This window comes from Viridibacillus sp. d25.2, assembly GCF_055456015.2.
On sequence record NZ_CM196652.1, the window covers coordinates 1856701 to 1880508 of the forward strand.

At 33.2% G+C, this 23808-nt stretch carries 31 protein-coding genes and 2 pseudogenes; 22 read left to right on the plus strand and 11 right to left on the minus strand.

Annotated features, from left to right (window positions below):
• Positions 1 to 219: 219 nt before the first annotated feature.
• Positions 220 to 444: a hypothetical protein gene (locus ACZLO7_RS09380; protein ID WP_511261405.1), complete on the minus strand. Its 225-nt coding sequence runs from the start codon at positions 442 to 444 to the stop codon at positions 220 to 222.
• Between the two features lie 261 nt (positions 445 to 705).
• On the opposite strand from ACZLO7_RS09380, the pseudogene nadA reads away from it, so the two are divergent.
• From nadA to ACZLO7_RS09405, 5 genes and pseudogenes are all read left to right on the plus strand, one after another.
• A pseudogene (nadA, locus tag ACZLO7_RS09385) lies at positions 706 to 915 on the plus strand (quinolinate synthase NadA); the annotation flags it as partial.
• A gap of 195 nt (positions 916 to 1110) precedes the next feature.
• Positions 1111 to 1644, plus strand: coding sequence for a PadR family transcriptional regulator (locus ACZLO7_RS09390; RefSeq protein ID WP_464941048.1), 534 nt, complete (start codon positions 1111 to 1113; stop codon positions 1642 to 1644).
• A gap of 111 nt (positions 1645 to 1755) precedes the next feature.
• Complete coding sequence (locus ACZLO7_RS09395; RefSeq protein ID WP_464941047.1) at positions 1756 to 2505, plus strand: VOC family protein; 750 nt, start codon at positions 1756 to 1758, stop codon at positions 2503 to 2505.
• 384 nt (positions 2506 to 2889) lie between these two features.
• Complete coding sequence (locus ACZLO7_RS09400; protein ID WP_464941046.1) at positions 2890 to 3813, plus strand: hypothetical protein; 924 nt, start codon at positions 2890 to 2892, stop codon at positions 3811 to 3813.
• A gap of 135 nt (positions 3814 to 3948) precedes the next feature.
• A complete protein-coding gene (locus ACZLO7_RS09405; RefSeq protein WP_464941045.1) occupies positions 3949 to 4179 on the plus strand; it encodes a hypothetical protein in 231 nt (76 codons plus the stop codon).
• A gap of 98 nt (positions 4180 to 4277) precedes the next feature.
• On the opposite strand, the gene ACZLO7_RS09410 is transcribed toward ACZLO7_RS09405, so the two are convergent.
• Positions 4278 to 4670 (minus strand): tyrosine-type recombinase/integrase, encoded by a 393-nt coding sequence (locus ACZLO7_RS09410; protein WP_464941074.1) that lies wholly within the window; start codon positions 4668 to 4670, stop codon positions 4278 to 4280.
• A 152-nt stretch (positions 4671 to 4822) separates the two neighbouring features.
• Between ACZLO7_RS09410 and ACZLO7_RS09415 the strand changes: the two genes are divergently transcribed.
• The 4 genes from ACZLO7_RS09415 to ACZLO7_RS09430 all read left to right on the plus strand — a co-directional run bounded on the left by ACZLO7_RS09415 (position 4823) and on the right by ACZLO7_RS09430 (position 7947).
• The gene (locus ACZLO7_RS09415; protein ID WP_464941044.1) at positions 4823 to 5011 is read left to right on the plus strand and encodes a DUF3954 domain-containing protein; all 189 of its coding nucleotides are present in this window, start codon (positions 4823 to 4825) and stop codon (positions 5009 to 5011) included.
• 247 nt (positions 5012 to 5258) lie between these two features.
• Positions 5259 to 5783, plus strand: coding sequence for a hypothetical protein (locus ACZLO7_RS09420; RefSeq protein WP_464941043.1), 525 nt, complete (start codon positions 5259 to 5261; stop codon positions 5781 to 5783).
• A gap of 456 nt (positions 5784 to 6239) precedes the next feature.
• Complete coding sequence (locus ACZLO7_RS09425) at positions 6240 to 7010, plus strand: hypothetical protein (protein WP_464941042.1); 771 nt, start codon at positions 6240 to 6242, stop codon at positions 7008 to 7010.
• 343 nt (positions 7011 to 7353) lie between these two features.
• Positions 7354 to 7947, plus strand: coding sequence for a sce7726 family protein (locus ACZLO7_RS09430; RefSeq protein WP_464941041.1), 594 nt, complete (start codon positions 7354 to 7356; stop codon positions 7945 to 7947).
• On the opposite strand, the gene ACZLO7_RS09435 is transcribed toward ACZLO7_RS09430, so the two are convergent.
• Both ACZLO7_RS09435 and ACZLO7_RS09440 read right to left on the minus strand, forming a co-directional pair.
• On the minus strand, positions 7944 to 9713 hold the full coding sequence (locus tag ACZLO7_RS09435) for an IS1182 family transposase (protein ID WP_511261332.1): 1770 nt from the start codon (positions 9711 to 9713) through the stop codon (positions 7944 to 7946). The genes ACZLO7_RS09430 and ACZLO7_RS09435 overlap by 4 nt on opposite strands.
• 139 nt (positions 9714 to 9852) lie before the next feature.
• Positions 9853 to 10758 carry a beta family protein gene (locus ACZLO7_RS09440; RefSeq protein ID WP_464941039.1) on the minus strand — a complete coding sequence of 302 codons (906 nt, stop codon included), beginning with the start codon at positions 10756 to 10758 and terminating at the stop codon, positions 9853 to 9855.
• Between the two features lie 250 nt (positions 10759 to 11008).
• On the opposite strand from ACZLO7_RS09440, the gene ACZLO7_RS09445 reads away from it, so the two are divergent.
• Positions 11009 to 11494: an RNA polymerase subunit sigma-70 gene (locus ACZLO7_RS09445; RefSeq protein ID WP_464941038.1), complete on the plus strand. Its 486-nt coding sequence runs from the start codon at positions 11009 to 11011 to the stop codon at positions 11492 to 11494.
• On the opposite strand, the gene ACZLO7_RS09450 is transcribed toward ACZLO7_RS09445, so the two are convergent.
• A protein-coding gene (locus tag ACZLO7_RS09450) for an IS3 family transposase (protein ID WP_464941037.1) occupies positions 11475 to 12604 on the minus strand; the annotation gives its coding sequence in 2 pieces (ribosomal slippage) (positions 11475 to 12358 and positions 12358 to 12604; 1131 coding nt in all). The genes ACZLO7_RS09445 and ACZLO7_RS09450 overlap by 20 nt on opposite strands.
• Before the next feature lie 522 nt (positions 12605 to 13126).
• On the minus strand, positions 13127 to 13582 hold the full coding sequence (locus ACZLO7_RS09455; protein WP_464941036.1) for a hypothetical protein: 456 nt from the start codon (positions 13580 to 13582) through the stop codon (positions 13127 to 13129).
• Positions 13583 to 13874: 292 nt separating this feature from the next.
• Between ACZLO7_RS09455 and ACZLO7_RS09460 the strand changes: the two genes are divergently transcribed.
• The 4 genes from ACZLO7_RS09460 to ACZLO7_RS09475 all read left to right on the plus strand — a co-directional run bounded on the left by ACZLO7_RS09460 (position 13875) and on the right by ACZLO7_RS09475 (position 16147).
• Positions 13875 to 14558 carry a coiled-coil domain-containing protein gene (locus ACZLO7_RS09460; protein ID WP_464941035.1) on the plus strand — a complete coding sequence of 228 codons (684 nt, stop codon included), beginning with the start codon at positions 13875 to 13877 and terminating at the stop codon, positions 14556 to 14558.
• A 146-nt stretch (positions 14559 to 14704) separates the two neighbouring features.
• Entirely contained in the window at positions 14705 to 15067 is a 363-nt protein-coding gene (locus ACZLO7_RS09465) for a hypothetical protein (RefSeq protein ID WP_464941034.1), read from the plus strand.
• 11 nt (positions 15068 to 15078) lie between these two features.
• Complete coding sequence (locus ACZLO7_RS09470; RefSeq protein ID WP_464941033.1) at positions 15079 to 15327, plus strand: phage holin; 249 nt, start codon at positions 15079 to 15081, stop codon at positions 15325 to 15327.
• 1 nt (position 15328) lies between these two features.
• Positions 15329 to 16147, plus strand: a complete 819-nt coding sequence (locus tag ACZLO7_RS09475; RefSeq protein WP_464941032.1) for an N-acetylmuramoyl-L-alanine amidase — start codon at positions 15329 to 15331, stop codon at positions 16145 to 16147.
• A 196-nt stretch (positions 16148 to 16343) separates the two neighbouring features.
• Here ACZLO7_RS09475 and ACZLO7_RS09480 read toward each other — a convergent pair whose 3' ends face one another.
• Positions 16344 to 17066 carry an SH3 domain-containing protein gene (locus tag ACZLO7_RS09480; RefSeq protein ID WP_464941031.1) on the minus strand — a complete coding sequence of 241 codons (723 nt, stop codon included), beginning with the start codon at positions 17064 to 17066 and terminating at the stop codon, positions 16344 to 16346.
• A 450-nt stretch (positions 17067 to 17516) separates the two neighbouring features.
• On the opposite strand from ACZLO7_RS09480, the gene ACZLO7_RS09485 reads away from it, so the two are divergent.
• Together ACZLO7_RS09485 and ACZLO7_RS09490 are read left to right on the plus strand one after the other, a co-directional pair.
• Entirely contained in the window at positions 17517 to 17711 is a 195-nt protein-coding gene (locus ACZLO7_RS09485) for a hypothetical protein (RefSeq protein WP_464941030.1), read from the plus strand.
• A gap of 506 nt (positions 17712 to 18217) precedes the next feature.
• Positions 18218 to 18688 carry a hypothetical protein gene (locus ACZLO7_RS09490; protein WP_464941029.1) on the plus strand — a complete coding sequence of 157 codons (471 nt, stop codon included), beginning with the start codon at positions 18218 to 18220 and terminating at the stop codon, positions 18686 to 18688.
• A gap of 124 nt (positions 18689 to 18812) precedes the next feature.
• Here the strand turns inward: ACZLO7_RS09490 and ACZLO7_RS09495 are convergent, their stop codons facing one another.
• From ACZLO7_RS09495 to ACZLO7_RS09505, 3 genes are all read right to left on the minus strand, one after another.
• A complete protein-coding gene (locus tag ACZLO7_RS09495; RefSeq protein WP_464941028.1) occupies positions 18813 to 19049 on the minus strand; it encodes a helix-turn-helix domain-containing protein in 237 nt (78 codons plus the stop codon).
• Positions 19049 to 19225 carry a hypothetical protein gene (locus ACZLO7_RS09500; protein WP_464941027.1) on the minus strand — a complete coding sequence of 59 codons (177 nt, stop codon included), beginning with the start codon at positions 19223 to 19225 and terminating at the stop codon, positions 19049 to 19051. Before ACZLO7_RS09500 ends, ACZLO7_RS09495 begins: the two co-directional genes overlap by 1 nt.
• A gap of 301 nt (positions 19226 to 19526) precedes the next feature.
• Entirely contained in the window at positions 19527 to 19982 is a 456-nt protein-coding gene (locus ACZLO7_RS09505; protein WP_464941026.1) for a hypothetical protein, read from the minus strand.
• Positions 19983 to 20296: 314 nt separating this feature from the next.
• On the opposite strand from ACZLO7_RS09505, the gene ACZLO7_RS09510 reads away from it, so the two are divergent.
• Entirely contained in the window at positions 20297 to 20836 is a 540-nt protein-coding gene (locus ACZLO7_RS09510) for a GNAT family N-acetyltransferase (protein WP_464941025.1), read from the plus strand.
• 105 nt (positions 20837 to 20941) lie between these two features.
• On the opposite strand, the pseudogene ACZLO7_RS09515 reads toward ACZLO7_RS09510, so the two are convergent.
• Positions 20942 to 21106, minus strand: a pseudogene (locus tag ACZLO7_RS09515) (IS6 family transposase); the annotation flags it as partial.
• A 146-nt stretch (positions 21107 to 21252) separates the two neighbouring features.
• Here ACZLO7_RS09515 and ACZLO7_RS09520 point away from each other — a divergent pair.
• The 5 genes from ACZLO7_RS09520 to ACZLO7_RS09540 all read left to right on the plus strand — a co-directional run bounded on the left by ACZLO7_RS09520 (position 21253) and on the right by ACZLO7_RS09540 (position 23727).
• Entirely contained in the window at positions 21253 to 21474 is a 222-nt protein-coding gene (locus ACZLO7_RS09520) for a transcriptional regulator (protein WP_464941024.1), read from the plus strand.
• Positions 21475 to 22117: 643 nt separating this feature from the next.
• A complete protein-coding gene (locus ACZLO7_RS09525) occupies positions 22118 to 22594 on the plus strand; it encodes a hypothetical protein (protein WP_464941023.1) in 477 nt (158 codons plus the stop codon).
• Positions 22595 to 22767: 173 nt separating this feature from the next.
• Positions 22768 to 22881 carry a hypothetical protein gene (locus tag ACZLO7_RS09530; RefSeq protein ID WP_464941022.1) on the plus strand — a complete coding sequence of 38 codons (114 nt, stop codon included), beginning with the start codon at positions 22768 to 22770 and terminating at the stop codon, positions 22879 to 22881.
• A gap of 224 nt (positions 22882 to 23105) precedes the next feature.
• Positions 23106 to 23297 carry a helix-turn-helix transcriptional regulator gene (locus ACZLO7_RS09535; RefSeq protein WP_464941021.1) on the plus strand — a complete coding sequence of 64 codons (192 nt, stop codon included), beginning with the start codon at positions 23106 to 23108 and terminating at the stop codon, positions 23295 to 23297.
• Between the two features lies 1 nt (position 23298).
• Positions 23299 to 23727 (plus strand): hypothetical protein, encoded by a 429-nt coding sequence (locus ACZLO7_RS09540; RefSeq protein WP_464941020.1) that lies wholly within the window; start codon positions 23299 to 23301, stop codon positions 23725 to 23727.
• Positions 23728 to 23808: the final 81 nt, after the last annotated feature.

Below are 23808 nucleotides of genomic sequence, written 5' to 3' on the forward strand. Positions count from 1 at the left end.
GCTACTCGAGCGGCCTTTATCGCTACTCGAGCGGTCTTTATCGCTACTCGAGTGGTCTTTATCGCTACTCGAGCGGCCGTTAGCGCTACTCGAGCGGTATTTATCGCTACTCGAGCGGTCTTAATCGCTACTCAAGCCATTTAGCGCTACTCAAGCCATTTAGCGCTACTCAAGCCATTTAGCGCTACTCAAGCTGTCTTTATCGCTACTCAAGCTGTCTTAATCGCTACTCGAGCGAACTTTATCGCTACTCGAGCGGTCTTTATCGCTACTCGAGCTGTCTTTATCGCTACTCGAGCGGTCTTTATCGCTACTCGAGCGGTCTTTATCGCTACTCGAGCGAACTTTATCGCTACTCGAGCGGTCTTTATCGCTACTCGAGCGAACTTTATCGCTACTCGAGCGGTCTTTATCGCTACTCGAGCGGTCTTTATCGCTACTCAAGCGGTCTTTATCGCTACTCGAGCGAACTTTATCGCTACTCGAGCGGCCGTTATCGCAACTCGAGTTGTCTTTATCGCTACTCGAGCCCTTTAGCGCTACTCAAGCTGTCTTTATCGCTACTCGAGCGGTCTTTATCGCTACTCGAGCGGTCTTTATCGCTACTCGAGCGGTCTTTATCGCTACTCGAGCTGTCTTTATCGCTACTCGAGTTGTCTTTAGCGCTACTCGAGCCCTTTAGCGCTACTCGAGCGTTCTTTTAATCGACTTATCCAAAATCATCCGAACAAACTAATTGTTTCACTCAATTCGAGTATGAGCCCTTGTTTGACTATGAAGCGAGTTGACCTACCGCATTTACTGTGGAGTTTAGAAAGTATTGTAAATAAAGAAGATGTCAATATCATTCAGGTTGAAGAAGATACCGCGAAAGACGCAATCAGAGCACTTGAACGTATGTTGGCTAGAGCATAGGAGTACTTATTCTGTAAATAAAATGAATTTTAAAGAGTCAACTGCTCATTCGAATTCTAATGAGCAGTTTTTTTTGTTGAGCAATAGGCAAGTAGATGATTTTATAAAACAATATAAGGATTTACTTTTATTGACATATATATATACTGAATGTAAAATACTCAACATAGAGTATGTTTAAAGGAGGTATCTATTTTGACGCAATTACTTGTTTTGGGTATGTTAGATATACGCCCTATGTCTGGTTATGATATCCAAATGATGCTTCAAGAAAATGAAGTTGAACGCTGGTCGGGGGTACTTGTTGGATCCATTTATCATGCACTAAAAAAACTTGAAAAAGATCAATATATTGAAATAGAACGAATGGAGCATACTGGTCTTAGACAAAAAGCTATATATAAAATAACTGAAAAAGGTCAGTCCTATCTTCAAGAATTGATTATTAAAGCCATTCAAACATCCGCAGTACCATATCCTACAGCTTTATATTCAGGATTATCTTTTATTTACAAATTATCTATTGAGCAATCAAGAGAAGCTTTAGAGCAACAATTACATAAATTATCTACAGATTTGGAGTCACTAGAAATTGGTCTAGAAGTTAAAAAAAAATATTTCGAAGATGAAATACCATCCATGATTCAATTAGTTTCTGATCATATGGTTAAAATAATAAAACAACAAATTGCATTAATTGAAAATATTTTAAAGCATCTAAATGATTAAGTACTCCCTCTACTATGAGGGAGTAAAAAATCCCTATATAGTCAACGTTGAGTATTTAGTTTTGACTGAGATATGTTATTTTTATTATTTTTCTTGAAAAGGAGAATTTAGATGAAAATTGATCATTTAGTTTTTAATGTAGAAAGCTACTATCAATCTGAGGGAAAACAGGTTAATGCAATTCGAAATATGAATTTACCTTATGACCCGAAAAAAGGCAAAGGAACGAAAGGTTTTAAAGCATCGAATATTTGGATAGGAAAAGAATATTTCGAAATGATCCACTTGCTACAGGAAGATGGAGGTGGATGGAAGGAAGAATGGGTCCATGCTTTTAACAAAGGCGAGCGAGGTCTGATTTGTATAATGATTGATGTAGCAGATATAGATAAATTATGTTCAGTCTTAAAGACTAAAGGAATTCCCATCACGAAACCAGAAAGCCTTAAAATAAAGTTTCTTTTCAATCTATTCTCAAAAACACTACCATGGACAAATAGCTATTTAAACTTCTTTGAAAATGTTCCATTGCAAATTGGATTTCAACAAATGAAAAATCAAAAAACAAGAGATTATATGGAAAAATATATGGTGCCAAATGCAACAACAAATGATATTGAGGGTATTAATAGTATCAGGATAAATGGTAGTTTTTCAGACAATGATTTTGAGCTGTTAAAGAATGTCTTTGAAGATGCTTTGATAAAAGATAACAGTCTACACATCGGTTTACAATCCTCACAAGAAATAATCTTTATAAAAGCTAAAGAATATAAAGTAACGGTTAACTTAAAAAGAAAAGATAATAAGCAAGTGAAAGAAAACTGTTGGATTGAGAATACCAAGTTATGTTTTGAGTGAAGATGATATTACTCAGTAAAAAGTCTGTATTAATCGACTAGCTAATAGGCTAGTCTTTTTTGTGCAGAAGTTTAGTAACGTAAATTGAATTTATATGATAAGGACAAGCACTCGTACATAAACTACAGTATATTACAAAAGCTCGTACTCATTTTAGGTTTGTTAAAGTGGTATTTCATCTGTCCTTCTTACAATATAAATTTATAAACAATAAAACATATGTTAGATAGTACAGGCGTATAGCTTAGGTGAAATCGAATAGAGCTCAAAATATGTAAGTAACTCAATATTTTATTAAAGAGGGAGGTTGTATCTATCCAAAGCAAGAATGAAAATAAGTTGAAAATTGAGTTCACAACTAGTGGAAAGAAAAACAGAAGGTCCGTGAAATTTTACATAACCGGCACAGTTCTAGCTGGTGTATTACTATTCAGTTCAGCATCCATTTCACCAACGATAAACAATGCTTTTGCTAAAACACCTTTCTTAAATTTAATATTTGAACCAACACTTTTAAATAATGATATCGTTAAAATGATTACAGAAAGATTAATAGATAAAAAATATCCATTTGAAAATATTTCAATAGCTGCACCTAAGAAAAAAATCGTTATTAATATAGCTGAATCTGAACAATATCCGTTAGATGTGGAAAAGGCCATAAAAAAGGAAGTTAGTTCACTCCTAAGGTCATTTGATCTAACGGATTATCAATTCGAAGTTGTTCAAGATCTTCAAAAAGTATCTGTGAATTCGATGATTTATAAAGAAAACAACTTGATTGCAAAACAACTTGAAAATAATATAAAGAAGGACTCAAGGTTACAAGATTATAAGCTAATTTCTGTATTCGTTAATAATAACAGTGTTCAGAATATGATTATATTAGTTGCATCAGATAAGGAAACAAGAACCGGCGTAATGGAACAAATAGTGAAAAGCATTGTAAAGGAAAATAATTTTGAACCTTACGAGATTAAAACGTATGAAATAGATGCATCTGAAGAAGAGAAAGCACTAAAATGGCAAGCTATTTTAAATAAAATATACACGGAATTTACTGGGAAAGAAGAATTGAAAATGAAAGATATACGATATTCTTTAATCGAACCACAATCATCTTTTTTGATAAATACGTCTATTAATTCTACAGATGCAACTGCAAAAGAAGATGCTCTAAAAATTGAGAAGTCTATCCGGTTGTTTATAACAACTCATGGAGAAGTTAGTGCTACAAATCAAGAAGCATTCAACATTATTATTTATGGCAGTGATAATAAGGAAATAAATCTAACCACTCAAAATTGAAATATCTGCCATCAATATTATTTAACGATAGCTTAAATTCTTGAATGACTGGTACCTATTTAGCATTGTTAAATCAAGAACATTGCACAATAGTTGTGACGACTATTCCCGTAATATCAGGAACTAAATTTCTGCATGCAAGTTCGAATGACTAACATTACAAATAGCTGCAGCTGGGATAAGGACCCAAGAGGTGATTTCTCATATTCTCAATTTAACTATGACACCGGTGAAACTTTTGAGCGTGATAAAGACATTAAAACAGGTATCGAGCAATTCGTTGTTACTACTTACTTTGACCATCGTCTAAAATTAGCAAGAGCATTCAGTATTGCTGATGTAGTCGCTATTCCTTTAATTGGATAGCGATTACTTTATAAAAACCTTTATTTATCAGTATTTAGAGGGCTTGATAGGGGAAGGTCCCCCAAAAAGTCCCCCAAAAAGAGCGGGAAATTAAAAAATCAGTTGTTTTCTAGCACATTTTTGAACACTTCAATTGTTTGGTTTTTATTTTCGTCTACCGCATGGGCATAAACTTTAAACACCATAGCTGCTGTATCACCTAAACGGCTAGCAACAGTCACAACATCAACTCCACTACTAATTAACAAACTTGCATACGTATGTCTTAAAGTATGAGCTTTTACCTTAAATCCAAGTTTGTCGCTTGCAACTCTAAATGCTTTTCTAATAGCTGATGAATGGATAGGCTTTCCGAAATTAGAAGATCCAAGTAATTGATTGAGCTGACTTGCACTAATTACATTTTCAACCTCTTTTTCGTCCTCTTTAAAAGAAATATTAGTAAATCGATTCCGTTGTAATATTTCTGCATCTACTGCAGCGTTAACCATTGCCACAAAAGTGCGGTGCCACGTCTCAACAGATTGTGGTTTGTATTTTTTGGATAGAGGCGTAATGAATATACGCTTATAGGTAATCTTATCAAGTTGACTTAACTTCTGATTACAGAGAATAGGCTTAAAATAGTTGTGGGGGCTTAAAATTGGGTGAAAAACAAATACGAAATGATATGGTTGCGCATGTAGACTTATATAAAAATGCTGTATACGTTGTAGCTGACGGACAGATGACACCAGTAGATGCCCCGCCAACGGGATTTGGAAAACAGGAAATTAGCTGGCAGAATGGGAAACCTACTCATGGAGAGATTAAATATACTCAGAGGTTTTGAAATTATTGGTTATAAAGTATATAGTTTATTATTAGAGAAAAATAATTAATTAATTTGAAGGGGAGATAATTGTGTGTGATAAAAAAAAGGTAAGTAATCATGAAAGACAAGAGAGACGCGATAGGATAGAAAAGGGCTACGTTAGGGAAGAGCGAAGTCTAAATAACTATGAATCATTAAGAGAACATGATAATAGTAGTCTAATGTCGTTATTGAAACAAGTAGATTCTAAAAAACCTAAAGGAAAATGATAGGTGATATCACAAGTTACGCTAATATTGGTTCATTTATTTTAGCTTTTTTTATAGCAATGATTGGTCTAAGTCAATCACGAAAAAAGGATAATGACAGAGTTTATGACAATTTAATGCAGATTTCTAATTTAAAATCAGAACTGGAATTTGATTTAGCTGCATATATTGCAGATGATGACAATTTAGAAATATTTAATAATTTAAAGACCAGGTATTGTTCGTTTGTGAACACGTTAGAATATTTTTCAGGAAAAATATTAAATCAAAAGTTATACCGAAGTATGGCTTTTAAAAGTTTTCAAGGCGATCAACATCATGGATTAATAGAGTTTGCCAATGTTCAGCTAATGCTTTTTCGTATTTTGAATGAAAGAGGTTTTGATAAACATGGTATTGTATCCGCAGATGTTACGAGAAAATCACACTTGAAAAACACTTATAAATTATTGGAGCTTACTATTCCTAATAAAGATTATCTAGAGTTACAAAAGAAGTGTAAAGAGTATCACTTTTTTTAGATGTATTCAATTGTAATATTATTATGAGATACGACAGATATTTATTAACTTGCTTATCTGAAAAGCAGAGAGCACTGAATTTACGCGCAAGCTGCGTTTGTTTGGTGCTCTTTTTTGTTTATATAAAGGGGGATAAATACCCACCGCCTACAGGATTCGGAAAACAGGAGATTAGTTGGCAGAATGGGAAGCCTACGCATAGTGAGATTAAGTATACGCAAAGGTTTTAATGTTGACTTGTAAAAAAAGATAATGATCACCTCTTTATTTTCTTAGAGGTGATTTTTTAAATTGGATATTTATGCTAATATTACTTTACAGATTGTGAAGAAAACGAGACGTAAAAGGCAAGGAATAAATATAAGATGCAAAAATTTTATAGATTAGTTGGATTATCAAAAATATATTAAAAAATTATGGGGACGTTAGGGGAATATTGTATTGAGATTAAGGAGAATGTTTACACTTATTAAGACAAAAAAAGAACTTTTAATATCATTAACCTCACTGGTATTAAGTATAGTAACAATTTATATTATGATAACCACTAATAAGATTATGGAAACCACTAATGAGATTATGAAGACTACAAATAAAATCATGGAAACACAGATTGAAGTAGAAAAAGCAGACAAGCTTCCTATAATAAATTTTAAAGCATCCTATCAGGAAGAGGAAAGTGGTTTTGCAGCAGGAGAGATAATCACCATTCACAATGAAGGTGGTATACTGAAGGATTTTGAATCTAAGGAAATTACTTATTTAGAAATTAAAGTTTTAGACTATAGTAGAGAAGATGTAGAAATAAAAATAACAATTCCAATTGATGACTATTATGATTCAGCATTTACTACCGGTGCTTTTCAAAAAAAAATTATCACATATGCTAATTTTTCAAATGCGGATGGGAACAATAGAAAACGGTTTGATGTTACTCATAAATTCATAAAAATAGTGAAACCGTACTCTAAACAAAAGGCAAATGAAACAGGTAAAGCTTTTAGTATAGCTGCACCAGAATTTAAGACTTTCTTTTATGTTACGTATAAGGATGTATATAATCAAAAATATGAAGTTTATTATGAAGTAGATAATTTTGGTGCAAAAACAATTAATAAGTCGACTGGGGAAAAACTGTTTTCTAGTGAAGTAAATCAGTTTATTCAGCTTGATGATATTAATGAAAATATGTTACTAAAAATGATTGAAAAGAAACTAGATAAATAATTAAAATAAATATAAATGAATAACCGCGTACGAGAAAAACTCGGAGCACTGAATTTACGCATTAACTGCGTTGATTTGGTGCTCTTTTTTGTCTATAAAGGGGGCTCCCAGATGCGCTTCCAACAAGGTTCGGAAAACAGGGAATTAGCTGGCAGAATGGGAAACCTACTCATAGTGAGATTAAGTACACGCGGAAGTTTTGAAGGGAATTAGTTAAATAAAAGTAATGAATGCTTCATATAAATAGTTTAGGTTTTTATTTTTATAAATTTAAGGACTTTTGTTCAAACTCTTTTAAAAACAAGTAATTAGGGTTAAAATACGTCATAAGGAGTGTTAAAGCATGAATAAAGTTGATGAAAAAGAGATGCGACTAGCCCTTATAGAGCGATTAAGTAAATATAAAAATTGTTATGTATTTGAAGAATTTACAGTTCCCTCTGGGAAAGCGAGAGCAGATGTGGTTGCGGTAAATGGTCATGTTATAGCTTATGAAATAAAAAGTGATTATGATTCTTTAAAACGTTTAGGAACCCAAATTCAAGAATATGATTTGAATTTTGAGATGAACTATATTGTTATAGGAAGAAAATTATACAATAAGCTAGACGAAATCATTCCAGATTATTGGGGTATAATACTTGCTGAAAAGAATAGGTTAGGAAATATAAATCTTAGCTTTCAACGTAAAGCTCATTTAAATCCCAAGATTTCTTTTGAGAGTTTCATATCATTGCTAACCTCAGAAGAAGTAAAAAAAATAGCTATGAATGAACCAATAATTACGAAATCATATAGTAAGAATCAAATTAGAAATTTATTTAAACAAGATGTAATAAAACTTATAGATGTAAATATTACGTTGAATAGGAAAAGGTTAATCATGAAATTGGTTAGAAATAATTTAAAATCTAGAAGAACAAAAGGGGCTGTCTAATAAGTCCCTAAAATAAAAGTTCCAAAGAAAAACGTACTGTTTTTCTTTGGAACTTTTTTCGTTTTTCTCTGTTTTGGTGAAAATAGCTGGAGGATTCCAGCTATTTTCAGTAAATTGTGGGCCATTGCCACAATGCCGTACTCCGTTCTCACTTTTTCTAAACCTCGAAGTGAGAATCGACGAAACGACCGATTGCCCTTGATATGACCAAATACACTCTCTACCTCGATTTTCCGTCGAGCGTAAATTTGTGCGTTTGGTTCAGACCAAAGGCTAGTTTGTGCTTTTGCTTTGAGTTCTTCATAAACGGTATTGTAGTGAATCTGTCGATTCCCTTTAGATTTTGAACATTGTGCTTTCAATGGGCAATCTGTACAATCTTCACATTCATATATTTTGAAGTCTCGTGAAAAACCATATTTATCTGTACGTGTAGAATAACGTTTAAAAAGTACTTTTCGATTGTTAGGGCATATGTATGTATCATCTTGTTCGTTGTAAACCCAGTTACTTGCATGACGAATGTCTTTTTTATAACTTCGTTTTTGTTCACTTAAAAATGTGCCATAAGGAATCAATGCCTGAAATTCTTGGTCCATTGAATAGAGATAATTGCTTTCACTTCCATAACCGGCATCTGCTATGACGTTTTTTGGGAACGGAACGGATGATTTTTTCAATTCTTCCAAATGTGGAATAAAGCATCGTGTATCAGTTGGACGTTGATGCAGAGTATAAAAAAGAATGAATTGATTTTCTGTTGCCATTTGTATATTGTAACCCGGTTTTAATTGTCCATTTTGCATGTGATCTTCTTTCATCCGCATGAATGTGGCGTCGGTATCCGTTTTAGAATAGCTATTGCGCTCACCGAATAACTGTTGTTGGTATTCATACTTTTCAAGGCGTGGACGAAAATCTTCACGAATTTGCTTTTTGAGTTTCTTGGATTCGCTTAACTTTCTACGTTTTTCCTTTCGGGCTTCTGGTTCTGTTTCATCTTGGAATTCTTTGGTTTGCTTGCTGATTTGGCGTGTAAGAATCTCTTCTGCTTGTTCTAGCTTCTCTTTTGGCGTAATAGAGGACTGGTTGTCCTCACTCACGATAGAGCATTCATCCCCTTTTACGACAGATTGAATAAATTGATAAGTCTCATCAATTTTCTCTTTCAGTTTTTCTTCAAAACGAGTTGTTGCTTTTTTCCATACAAAAGAATACTTATTAGCGTTAGCTTCAATCTTTGTGCCATCTAAAAAGTAGTTTTCCATTGTTATATACTTTTGTTCGATAAGTTGATGAATCATTTTTTCAAATAATAGTTGAATTCGTTCAACCATAAACGATGTTCTGAAACGGTTAATTGTACGATAATCTGGTTTTTGCATCGCAGCTAGCCACATTGCTGGGAGATTTTCATTCAGTAATTTGGCGATTTCTCGGCAAGAATATACTTTTTGCGAATACGCATAGAGAAGGACTTTTACCATCATTTTAGGATGATATGCACTGCGACCACCACCTTTGTATGGTTCGAAGAAGTATTCATCGTCTATTCCTTCGATCATTTCATCCACTACTCGCGCAATATGATTAATTGGAATAAGGTCTTGAAGATCGAAGAGGCATATACTTTGTTGGTTATTATATGGAATGAATGTAGGGTTTTCATTTTGATTTCTAGAAACGAGAGTTTCTTCTCCAATTTCTAGTGGAAGCGTTGTTTGAGTCATGTTATAATTTTCGTTAGTAGTCTTTGGATTGCTCATAAAAAATCGCCCTTTCCGTAATTGTTTGTTTTGTCACTTACATTTTACAAGAAAAGGCGATTTTTTTGTATTTAAATTTAAAGAAATAGGGCTGCACTCAAAAGTCGGTTTTCACCGACTTTTGGGACAGCCCCTTTTGTTAATTATTCTCATTAATGCACATGACAATATGCTTATTGATTCCAATTGACGCCCAAACAGAAGGGTTTCCGCTATTTTGTCTAGAATCTACAACATTTTGAATATATTGGTCTGCCCAACATGATGATGAATCAAATGAAATTGCATTATTTGCAATTTCATCACACACACTTACAAAATCATAATTTCCACGTCTTAACCCGTTTCGAACATACCAATATACATCATCCAATGTATATTTTATTTGTACTATTGCTCGTCCACCTGTTGAAAGAAGGGGACTGACTGTAGAATAATCGCCAAAAATAAGATTGCTACCTACTCTATTAGAAATCTGAGTAAAAATAGTTTTTTCTATTCGAGGTATTTCATAATTCTCATCAGATTTGACGGGTAATGTATTTGGGATACCTCCACTACAAATTATAAAATTTTGGTTACCTAATACTTCAATAATTCTCGTAACCGTATCTAGTTCGCTTTCAGATAGAGGTCCTTCAACATTTTCAAAATCAAACATTATATTGTTAGGAAAGTTAGAATTGTTCTGTTGAACCCATTGGATAAAGAACTCATTTAGAAGACTTTTTCTAATTTTCACATAATTGAATTTCTCTGTTGGCCATCCTGTTATGCAGTTTTCAACTGAATAATTGATGTGAAAGTTAGAGTATTCATCTAACAAAACATATTCTTCTAGTTGTTCAATATCTTCAGGTTCTAGTTCTCTTGTATCTAATAGAACAAGAGAGTCGAATTTGCCCTTTATTTGTTCTAATGATTCTCTTGTAGCGTCTCTAACAATAATGTTAGGAATAAATAAGGTTTCGTCTTTAATGGAGGATTCTAACAACTCTAGGGCGCGAAGTTCACCTTGTTTTTGTCTTAATGTGGAAATATACATAAATTCAATCCTTTCTATTGGTATAATTATAGGGTATTATAACTGGTAATTAAAATCAACAATAGTATTATGTGACTAATTCATATTCTTTTAGATATTTGTTAAGTAGCTAATTTGTTACAGTTAAAGTATAATGTTATATATTTATATTATCTAATGGCTTACGAGAACCACTCGGAGCACGGAGTTTACGCATTAACTGCGTTTATTCGGTGCTCCTTTTTTATTTTATCTAAAAGGAGCGATATACATGGATAACTGGGCAGATAGATTACGGGGAGAATATAAAGAAGGTAGAAATGCACTACACCAAATGAAAGCTCAACTTCATGAAGATAAGTTCGAGGATGAAACACAGATCAACAGCATGATTGAGAGCATGACGTTTGCTATGGACTGGATGGAGACAGGTAGAAACCCTGATGCTTATAGAGGCATTGATAAGAGAGCTATCTATCAGAGACAGTTTTTTGAGAGTATCGATGTGATTCCAGATATTACGGACGAGCTTTATGATATCGATTCTAAGCAGTTGTTTATGACGACTGAAGAGAAAAAAGCGCTTGCTAAGATATTTGCTACTTGGAGCCATAAAGAGAGAGTTTGCTACATTGCACATGAAGTTGAGAAAAAAAGTTTTCAAAAGATTGCTGATGAGTTGAAAGTCAGTAAGGGTGAGGTTCAATCTGGTGTGTCAACACTAAACTGGACAACTTTTATAAGGACTGTTGCTTGAATTCCACCGGTGTTAAATAGCCTAGTGTTCCATGAATTCGAATATTGTTAAACCAATGAACGTAATCATCTAGTTCAAGAGCGAGCTGTTCAAGTGAGGAGAAGTGTGCTCCATTAGCGAATTCTGTTTTAAATACCTTAAACATCGCTTCAGACACGGCGTTATCATAAGGGCATCCCTTCATGCTTAGTGATCGCTGGATTCCAAATGTTTCTAGGGCTTCTGAAATAAGCTTATTATCAAACTCTTTGCCTCGGTCTGTATGAAATATTTTAATGTCATTCAAGTTCCCCTTAATACTTGCTAATGCTTGATATACCAACTCTGCTGTCTTATTTGCACCAACACTGTAGCCAATAATCTCACGATTATAAAGGTCGACAAATAAACACACATAGTGCCATTTTTTCGATACGCGAACGTAAGTTAAATCACTTACTACAACGGCGAATTTTTCTTCTTGTTTGAACTGACGTTGTAATTCGTTCTTTACTTGTGCTTCATTACACATCTCTTTGTACGGCTTGTATTGTGCCACGGTGTAGTTCGATACCAAACCCAATTGGTTCATAATACGACCAATCCGACGACGAGACACAATCTTTTTCAAGTTTAATTTTGCTAGTTCTCTTTTAATTTTACGTGTACCATAGTTGTTTCGGCTTTCTTTAAAAATACGTTCAATATCTGTAGCGAGTTCAGTTTCTTCTGCTTTAGTAAACTCATTGTCACGCAGGTTGGCGTGATAGTAATACGTGCTTTTTGGAAGATTGAGGACTCCACACATTGCTGATACCGAATATTTGTGAACGTTATTTCGAATCACATCTATTTTCGTCCCATGATCAGCGCTGCTTGCTTTAAAATATCATTCTCCATCAATAAACGTTGGTTTTCTTTGCGTAAACGAGCTAGCTCATTTTCTTCTTCTGTTCGATTATCTTTCGCAGCGAATGAACCAGTTTCTTGATGGTTTTTAATCCAACGGTCTAAAGCCGAAGGCGTTATATCATATTCGCGGGCAATATCTGCACGAGATTTTCCATTTTCATAAAGCTTCACTAATTGCAATTTGAATTCGGACGTAAAAGTTCGACGTTGACGTGACATAGTAGCACGCTCCTTTAAGTTGGCAATCTAAGTGTACAAGCCCTTATTTTTTATGTCCAACTTAGTGTAGCCGATTCAATCGTATATTAAGAGAGCGAGAAGTAAGGTGAAAGAGCAAGTTTCATGAAACTTTTTTGCCTTACGTTGCCTTACGAAGTCTGCATATATGAGGGGGATAATAGGGGGTGCATCTTTAAACCACGCCTACCGTTTTTCCCTCACTTAACCTAATACCAAAATGAATGTAAAAACAGACCGACCGACCCAAGAAGATAAATTCCTAAACTTATACTTCGCTAAGATGGAGTACACGACAGGTAACTAGATTCACTTTGGATTCTGTCCATTTTTAAATTACGTTGATTCAAGCGAATGATTAGAGCCATAGAGACTTTAAAAACATAGTGATATGGGCTGACTAAACGTTCGTTTGAATGAGTGTGACGGGATCAAATGGCTATAGCCCATTTATAAGATTGATAATAAAAAAAGTAGCCATTCATATTTGAACGGCTACATTTGTTAATCAAAGTATTTATGATTATTGTTATGGGAACTAATTATTTTTTTATATTGCTTATTGTTGTATTTGTAATAAAAATAGATGCGAGAATCTCCGTCATACCATGTGTTTCCACCTTTTACTTTTAACCAAACACTTGCGCGTTTATTTTTCTTGATGGTCTGTTTTTTTAATGATGTAATCTTATTTTTTTTACTTACTTTGATAAGCTGCAAATCTCTATCATATTCTTCGTATTCAGCATCAAATAAATAAGCTTGTGGTTGTATTACTATGTCTTTATCGCTGTTATTTTTCACCATGATTAAGACGAGATTTGTATTTGGATCCACAGTATCAAACGCCCATGTATAAAGTTTTGGCTTGGAGGCTGCTGATGCATTTTCCGAAGTGGTTAATGATAATGAGGTGATGAAAACAAAAAAAGATAACATAAATATTAGTGCTTTTTTCACAAATATTTCTCCCTTTAATGTGTTATTAGACACTGTATTATTTCACTATTTTACTTTTATGTAAACGGTAGTTTTTTGATATTTTTAGTAAATATAGAAAATTTCTATTTTTATTATGTTTACTGGCTTTTTTGAGAACTTATTTAATTTTGCTCTGACACAAGCGAATGCCTTGCTGACCAAAACCCCTTATTGGAGGGCGTTCGTTTGTTTGAGGGTGAAATATATCGAATATCAAATATGTAATATACTTCTATCTTTTATTATTGTAAGGTACACTAGGGTGAATAAAATGAAGGATAAAACTGTTAGTATAGTTCATTTAATATATCTAGGAATAATTGCGATTATTATATTAGCGTTTTTTTTAGTAATTGCTTTTGGTGGAAGCGAAAACGCAGGAAATTTAGTAGGAACAGCATCTACGGTTTCGTCATTAATTCTATCAGTAATAGCCATAATAATGACAATTGTAGATTCTGCTGGACAAAGAAACACTATTTCAGATATAAAAGAAACCGCTGAAACCCTCCAAAATAATTTGAATACCGCTAATGGGACTATTGATGAAATTAAAAGTTTAAAAGATTCACTATTAATTTCAATGAAAGATATTAACGATAGTACTACTGAAATTAGTGATAGTATTACTGAATTAATTAAAAAGTATGAGACTAGTGTGGAAGATAAAAATGAAATAGTAAATGATTTAGAGAGTTTAAATAATAAAGTTATATCAGGAGATAATTTCCGGAAAAAATGTAAAAAAAACTCAATTATATATACAAATAGATTACTTAATGAAATGGAAATCGGGAAAGAATATGACAAAGAAAGTATTCGACATCTAGTTTTGGATTTGCATGAGGGAACAGAAGCTTTATCAAATTTAACTTTGCAATTTATAATTGATCAACTTATGCAAAAGGAAACTATTAAGAAAAATGAAAATGGAAAATATATATTAATGAAATAGCATCTGAACTGCCCCGTAAAAGTTAGATTGGTGTCTAACTTTTACGGGGCAGTTCACCATTCGGGTGTGCTTTTTATATACAAAATTTTAACGCTGGTTCACTGCGAATTAGCGTTTTTATTATGCAGAAAAAGAGGTGTATGCCATTGGGAAAAATATTAGATCACGAGCGCCTCCTCGAAAATCATGAGGAGCGTATTGTTACGCTAGAAAAAAGCGATACGGAAAAAGAACTGCGAATCCAGACCATCGAAAAGAATTATATGAAATTAGAGAATACTATCCTCCAAGAAAATCGTGATACCCGTGCTTTTTTTCAATCTACGATGGATAAACAATGGGAACTAATCAAGTCGAGAGATAGTGAAGTTGAAAGTGAAAAAATCCGTACTTATGATTTAAGAAAAACAAAAATGGAACGCAATGCAGACCTACTATTAAAATACGGCGGAGCTGGAAGCGTTCTTTATTTATTTTTGCAATCTTTATTTAACATATTATCTAAATAGGAGGTCATTTTATGACAGACAAACTAAAACAATATATCGGGTTATTCGGAGGACTGCTATCAGCGGTCCTTTTATTTTTGGGTTCTTTAGGAGTGGACTTATGGTGGTTTAACGACAACACAATCGACACTTTCATTAATGCTTTATTGACTGCAGTACCTTTCATCTTGGTTGTTTACGGTGTTTATAAAAACAGCTACATCGTAACCAAACAGGCTAAAGAGCAAGAACAATTGCTGAAAGAAAAGGGGTTGAAATAATATGACTAAAAAATATGTAATCTCAAGTGGTCATTCCTTAATAGTTCGTGGTGCCGCAGGTATTTTGGATGAGGTAAACGAAGCTCGTAAGGTAGTTAACCGTGTGCATTCCATTTTAACAACAGAATACAATGGTGAGGGTTTAACTTTTCATGACAATACATCAATAACTCAAAATCAGAACTTGAATACAATCGTTAAATATCACAACTGCAAAAAACGCGATTTAGATATTAGTGTCCATTTTAACGCAGCATCAAAAACAAATGATCCACGCGGTGTAGAATGCCTGTATTACGATGCAAAATCATTATCTGCAAAAGTGAGTGCTGCTATTAGTGAGGTCTCTGGATTAAAAGACCGTGGAGCAAAAGAACGAAAAGAGTTATATGTCCTTAACTCCACAAATAAGCCAGCAATTTTAATCGAAGTTTGTTTCGTTGACTCTAAAGCTGATGCAGAAATTTATTATGATAAGTTTGACGATATTTGCCAAGCTATAGCTTCAGTTATTGCGGTCGAGCTAGGATACAAGAAGAAAGAAATTACAACAGTCTCAAAACCTTCTAAGCCTGCAAGTAAACCAAACAACACCGAAGAATACTACAAAAAAGGAACAGGTTTATACCGCGTTAAAAAATCATGTTCTGCATATGATGGAGTAGTATTTGGTAAATCAAAAATGATGGAAAGTTTGAAAAAAGGTGATGTATTTACGATAGTGGATATCGTTAAGTCTGGTAGTGCTTTTCGATTAAAAACAAAGAGTGGTCTATACATCACAGCTAAAAAAGAATTTGTTGAAAAGTATAGTTCGTGAGCAGATTCGAGACGGAAAGTTATACGTAAAGTCAATTCTCGAATCGTCACATACTATGGTATATATTAATTCATCCCTATCTTTTGCAAAGAGGATAGGGTTTTTATTTTTTTTAGTATAAAGCGTCAAAAAAACAAATAAAGAAAAGCTATCTGTATATAAAATAGAGACAATTAACATTCCCACTATATAAAAACTAATATATATCTACGAGTTTTTCATAATACATACCTCCATTATCTGTAGATAGTATTAATCCAACTTTCGGTGCATAGTAATATTTATCACCATTTTTATTTTTGATCACTATTACATTATTAAATATACCTGCATCAATTTTTACTCTTTTATTTACTGTTATAACTTTACCAAAATAACTTTCCGTATTGAAGTAAACCTTTTGACCTTTGTAGGAATCTCTTGGTAATACAATCGAACTTGAACTATCTAATTCAAAACCTGCACTACCTTGCAAATCATACATTGAAATCCAATAGTATGCTGTACTATATTGGCTCTCATAATAAACTTCATCTTCATCTTCAATTAAATGCCAATTATCACGTGACTTGTCGAATTTAAAAGTGAAACGATTGCCGCTTATAGAATTTGAATACACATACTTTTTCTTAACATTTTTTTTAAAACTAGGTAACTTACTCTTTAAGTATTTAGAAGCAACATACCCCGTCTTATCTTTATACTTTATTTTTATCCAATTTGAATTAACTTTCTTTAAATACTTAACCTTAGTTCCATTTTTTAATGAATATAGCTTATTAGAATCAGTAGATGCTTTTGCTCTCATGTTCAAAGTAGAATCTCCTGAAGAAACATATCTGTTGTTAGATGCAGCTTCAGCTTCTGTATTAAAGAGTACTATGAAACTAATTAAAAAGATGATTAATATTTTTTTCATGTTATTTTCCTCTTTCGTATAATTAATTAATGATTACCTTAAAACGAACTTAATCGTAAATCCACTCATTCATCATTTTATCCCACCTCTAGGAAATATTTCGGTATAATTTAATAAATTCTAATTAATAATATACAGGAAAAATTACCAATTGTAGATACTAAAATCCAATTGAGTAAATGGAGTTGGTTAAAATGGATTTCGAGACAAACACAGATATAAGGCAGAGAAAACCTTGCCGACAATTTGAAATGAGTAGTGACTATACACAAACTCAATTCTCGAACACTCTCATGGAATGGTTCAGCTATTAAATATAATCAAATATGTAACAAAATTAGCTCTGTCCTTTATTGTAAGGGGCTTTTTATTTTGCACTAAAATGTCGAACGATTAATAAAGGTAATAATTAACTTTTGTGGAATTAAAGTGGTAAATGGAGGGGTGGAGATGAAGAAATATTATGTGGAAGTGACGTTTAAAAATGGCGAGAAAATGAATTTCGAAACAGATACAGATATTCGAGAGGTTAAGCCTTTACCTATCCCAGACGCGGAGTTTATCCATGTACCTGAAGGTTATGGTTATAATCGAGTTTTTGTACAAAGTCTAGTTGTGTGCGAACGTTCAACTATGGTTCCCTGATACACTCAATATAGGGAGTTGTTTTATGTATTATATTATTTTTTCTAGCTCTTTTGTCTAATGCAGGTTGGTGATAGGGCTTTTTATTCATGATAAAACAGTATTTGATAAATCAATAAGTGGTCTGTACATCACAGCGAAAAAGGAATGTGTAGAAAAGGTTTAGTACACGAGAGTGTTCGAGTTGGACAACTACCCATAAAACGTTATCTCGAATGCTCTCATGCAAAGTGCCTTCTAGATTAATAAATCAAATATATATCAAAATTGCCCTGTCCTTAATTGGATGGGGATTTTTTGTTTAACGAAAAACCGTCTGAAACGAACAATAATATTTTTTTAGTACCAAAATCTTTGTTTTTCCTTTTGTTGGTGTATTAGCAGAAGATGTTATAGAAAATGAATCTAAAAATGGAAACACTAATTATGTTGAAGATTCAAATGAAATACTTGAAAAGGAAATTTTACACTATGAAGATATAGAGTTAAATGGTATAAAATTTGATTTGGACTATGAGCTCGCAGATAAGATTAGTAGTTTATATGTTTTACGTGCCGGTACATACTCTCCAAAATATATGGATGAAATTTATAAGATTATTGGCAATGCTGATTTAACAGATAATGAAAAAATGGAACGCAAAACAAAATTACAAAAAAAGTATAAAAATGAATTAAAGCCTTACACTGATTTATCAGATAAATATATTGGAACAGATCTTGAATTTCACGATAAAATCTTGTATAAAGCCGTATATACAGAAGTTGTAACAAAAAATGATTTTAAAACCATGAAGGAATATTTAATTGAAAAATATGGTGAACCTAAGAATTCTTTAATTGGAAGTGAACCTGAAGAAGATATTTTTCTAGAATGGTTTTTAAAAAACACAACTATAGAATTGCAATTAATAGACAGTACATGCTTTATTAAATTTAGTGCAACTTATAATGCATTAGAAGATAAGTTACTATAAAATAATAAAATCAATAATGAATCATAGAGTAGCCGAAAATGGCTGCTCTTTTTTTAACTATAATGTATAGAGAAATAAGAATAAAAAAATCCCGTCCCAAAATTTAATAAGGACGGGAAAGTTATTATTTTTGTGCTAGTTCCTTACCGTACCACTTCTCCATTGCTGTAGTTGAAATTATCCATTCACCACGTTTAGCATCTGGAAGTTTGAAATGCTTAATTAAACCTTCTTCTTTCATTTGTTGTAATTCGTTAGTCATTTTATTGGTTCGACCTTTAAGGCGTTCTTGCATTGTTGGTGTAGGAATTCCCCACCGAAAGGCAGCTTCAGTGGGAGACATATAATTATTAATATCCATTAACTTTCCTCTTTCTTTTTTTTGCTTTTTAGCAATTCATCACGTTCTTTGATGAGCCTATTTTGTTCTCTTTGAAGCATTTTCCCTTGAATGGATAAAGCTACCCAAACAATAAAAGCTAAGATAAGCAATCCGATTAGAATTTTCATAACGTTGTGGTATACTTTAGGAAACAAGGGAGAGGGCTAACCCCCTCGTCTTGTTCTTTTGTTTTGTAGCCTTAGTTGTTCATTTTCCAATTTCTTCTTTTGGTTGTCGAGCCATTTTGATTGAAGTTTTAGGAAACAGAACGCTGAGGCTATTATTATTCCTAAGTATTCCACTTGTTCACCTCCTTTCTATATATTAATTATAACATGTTATAGCGTGTTGGTCAGTAGATTTATACATATTAATTACTATATTTCCAATTATTTTTAATTTATAAAACATAGACAAAAGAGCAACGGTCATAATCGACTATTGCTCTTTTTTGATTTATTTATCTTGCCAACTTTTAATAACGAATGTATTTACTTTTTCTTTTAAAGTGGTGAGTGGTTCTTTAACATCCTCAATTACAAATGATAGCAAAGAAGCCCAACCAATGTCTATATCGTAATCTCTTTTTATATAATCAATTACTTTTTTAAGTTCTAATATTTGATGGTCATCTAGATTTTCATCTAAATATTTTTTTATGTATGTATCAACGAATGTTAAATCATGCAGAGCTTCAAATACTAATAACGCAGCAACACGTGCTGGACGCACATCTAATCCATAAGCAAGGTTAGTAATCGGTGTAAACACTTGTTCATGTACTCTTGTCTTAACTCTGCTGTAACTTAATCCAGTAGGAGAGTGACCAATGTGGTTATCCTTGTGACCAACATACAAAACGTTATCCATTCGTATATCTCGAACGATAAAAGGGGACAATTCATCTGCCATGAAAAAACCTCCTTTGTATTTTTGGCTTTCTATATGAAAAGCCCCTCGGCGGCGAGCAGACCGCAGAGGGGGTTGGAATATTTAGGTGGAAACATCCGGGTTTTTATACTATACTGGTGCCGTTAAGGCACGGAGGACGGGGAACGCTGTCCGGCAGCCGCCCCATCGCCTAACGTTCCGCATGGCATCAGGCGGGCAGCAGCCGGACAGGACGCGCCGCCTGTCGGCGCTGCGCTTCGCCCTTGCCCTTGGGGACGGGAACGGCGTTACGGGCAGATGCAGCGAATTTATATTTTCGGAAGTAGGGAAGAAAAATGATTGAATTAAGAAAAATTACCCACGATAATTTTGAGGCAGTGTTGAAGTTAAGCATAACAGACGAGCAGAAAGGAAATGTGGATTCCAGCATATATTGTTTGGCTAAAGCCTATGTAAAGATACTCAACGACGAAAAACCTCCTATGATCTTCGCTATATGCAACAATGATGAAGTCATAGGATATGTCGATATTGGATTTTTCGAACTGGCGGAAAGTGCATTTTTATGTGAAAAATATGGAGATAAATCTACTTATGGACTTAATCGCTTTATGATTGATAAAAAGCATCAAGGCAAAGGATTTGGCAAACAAGCAATGATGAAAGTTATTGATTACATAAAGTCGTTTCCGCAAGGAAAAGCCGATGCAGTTGCTACATCATATTGGATGGTAAACGAAGCCGTCCGGAAGTTGTTTGCGTCTGTCGGTTTCGTTGAAACAGGAGAGATATGGGACGGACAAACAGGGGATAATTGGAATGCAGAAAGAAAAGATATAGAGTATGCAGAAGTAGGTGCCAGACTCGGATTATAAAGTTAACAATTTGAATAGTGCATCGTACAGTATAAGACCAACGGTTCTGGCGCAAACACTTGAAGAAAATATAAAAAAGTGAATAATTTCTAGTGACCCCTGGTCTTAACCAACTAATCCAAACAGTTGATGGATGAATTCCTTTTGATTTTGGACAGACTTCTCTCCTTGGAGAGTCTGTCCTTTTTTGATCATATGCATAGCCTCTATCCCAGCAATAATTCGTTTGGCAGTTCGTAAGGACTTTAATCCAAGCATCGGGCGAATTCGGTATGGGTTTATTACTGAAAAGAACAAGCCAAAACCGAACAATAAAAAATAACCAGGTAGCTATTTATTAAGCTGCTTGGTTATTTTTTACTTGAAATAAGAACAAGTGTTCTATGTGATAAACACAAGAAGAGGAGTGAACAACTATGAGAGAACAGCTAATCAAAATAATGCAGCGTAACCAGTTAATTGATTTAATGTATATGTCGAAAGGTGGAGAAGTAACTAAAAGGCGTGTGAAAATCATTAAGATGACAGCAAATTCATTTCAAGCTTATTGCTTCATGAAGAATGACAAACGTACTTTCATTGTAGATAATGTTCTTGCAGTTGTTCCCGTAATTACAAGAGAGCGTGAAGTTGTATGATGACTGAGCCTGTTGAATATATAGAAATTTAAAGAGCGTTAGCCGATAGTGGCTAACGCTCTTTTTAGTTATTTCTTTAGAGTTGTATACGCGCCTGCCAGTTCTGTGTTTACCAACCCTTTTAATTACATGAGTCCCCCAAAAAGTCCCCCAAGTCCCCCACTAGTAATGAGTGGTAATGAAAGAGGTAATCATACAAAAAATATCATCCATCATTGATATACCGCTATTCATAATTTATAGTGAGTGACGTTGAAATAGGGAAACTATTCCTTTGATTGGATAGCGGCTTTTTAATTGATTAAAAGAAGGTGAGAGAATGTACAAAGTAATTAATCGATTTAAAGAAAGAAATCACAATGACCACATTTAGCTTGTTAAAAAACGCGTAGATGAGTCTAGCGTTCTAGCGTTCCCTAAAAGCTTCAGAAGCAATCGGTCATGCTATCAGTAAAAGTTAAATGGAAACACTGTTCCTCTGATAGATATGCTTTTTGGTATAATGAATATAGTAAAAAAACGAAGCTGATTTAGCTTACCAACAATACCGATATATTGCTGGCTTACGTGGAACGCCCCTACAAAATCAAAATTCTCATGGCGTTAAATATTAAGTTAAGAAGACCCTGTTGGGAGGAAGTTTATGAAAACGTATTTTAATAATAAGTACATTAAATTTATCTTAATAGCTATAGTTACAAGTATGATAAGTGTGTATATTTATAAAGATGCAAGTTTATACAAAAACATTAATGAAATAAATCATTTTTTTGTTTATCCGCTTATTATATTAATAATAGCTATATTGTTTTTACTTTATAAAAAAGACTCTTTAAAGATAGTAATATTATATTGGATTTTAATGTTACTAGCTGTCGCTTGTTTGTTTATCTACAATTACGAAAAACCAAAGTATACTTACGAAGAAGCTCTTAAACTTGTAAAACAAAAGGAAAATTTAAATATTATTAATGATACATCAAAGTTAATCAATACCCAAAAGAACAAAACTAATGAAATATACACAATTTATCAAATAAGTGGACAAATAGGCGATGTAGTCAAATCGTTTTCATTTGATCCATATACCGGTCAAATATACGAGATTGTAAAAAGATAAATAGAAAAGTCTGAAGAATTGTTGGAAAAGAGTGATTGCCCATTATTGGCAGTCACTCTTTTTTCTATCTACTATTGTAAAAAGTTCATTTAAATCTTTTAATTCCAAAGTTGTAATGATTTTTTCAAGTAGAAATAACAAAAGAAAGAGATGTAGAGAAGGTTGAACGTGATATGTCACAGAAAGATTTAGCAGAACAAACTGGATTGACTACAAGGTTGATCAGCGCGATTGTAAATAACAAAACTAAACAATATTCAAAAGGAGCGATGGGTGATCTTCTTTAGGTAATTTAAAAGGTTACCAGTAACTTTGGAGGATAAGACTGTAAATGAGGGTCTAGGGTTATTTTATAACGGGTTGAAATGGTAGCGGGGAATAACTGGTATGAATTTGGGGTATCTGATAAAAAATGAATATTAAATATTTTAAGTTCTTGAATTATTTAACAAAATAATGTAATGTATAATTTGCATATGTAATATATAAGTTACATCGTTAGGGGGTATACATGGTTAATAAAATTAAATTAGCTAGAATGGAAGAAGGACTAACTCAGTCTCAATTAGCTGAGGCTGTCGGTGTTACTCGACAAACAATAGGTTTGATTGAAAAAAATGCCTATAATCCTAGTTTACAACTTTGTCTTGCAATAGCCAAAAAACTTAATAAAACACTAAATGATTTATTTTGGGAGGAATAACATGAATATTTTCAACTTACTTGCTCAAGATGAATATCGCCAACAACGAACTTCAAAATTTGTTGTAGAAGGTGCTTTGTTTCAGTTTATTTTATCTTTTATTATGATTGCGTTGTATATTTATACAGAAATAGAGCCGATGATTTTACTCGCTATTCCAGTATTTTTCTTTTCATTTTATATTTTATTGCGTTATATCTTATCTGGCATTGAATATTCGGAAGTGTTTTCAAAAGATGAATATATGCAAATGAAGAAGAGAAATATTTTTAGGTCAATTGGTTTTGCTACAGTATTCGCAGTAATTTTGATACTAGTTAAACGTTCAATTTTTGAAAGTGTAGCTGTTGCTTTTATCGCTGGCGTATTGTGGTTAATAATGGATACTATATCTCTTCATAAGTCCTATCGTAAAAATAAGGAACTTTAAAACTCTTTTATGTATGAAGCATTTGATACGTAAAATGTAATTAATGTTAAATATTTATATTGTATAAAAAGACCACACTGT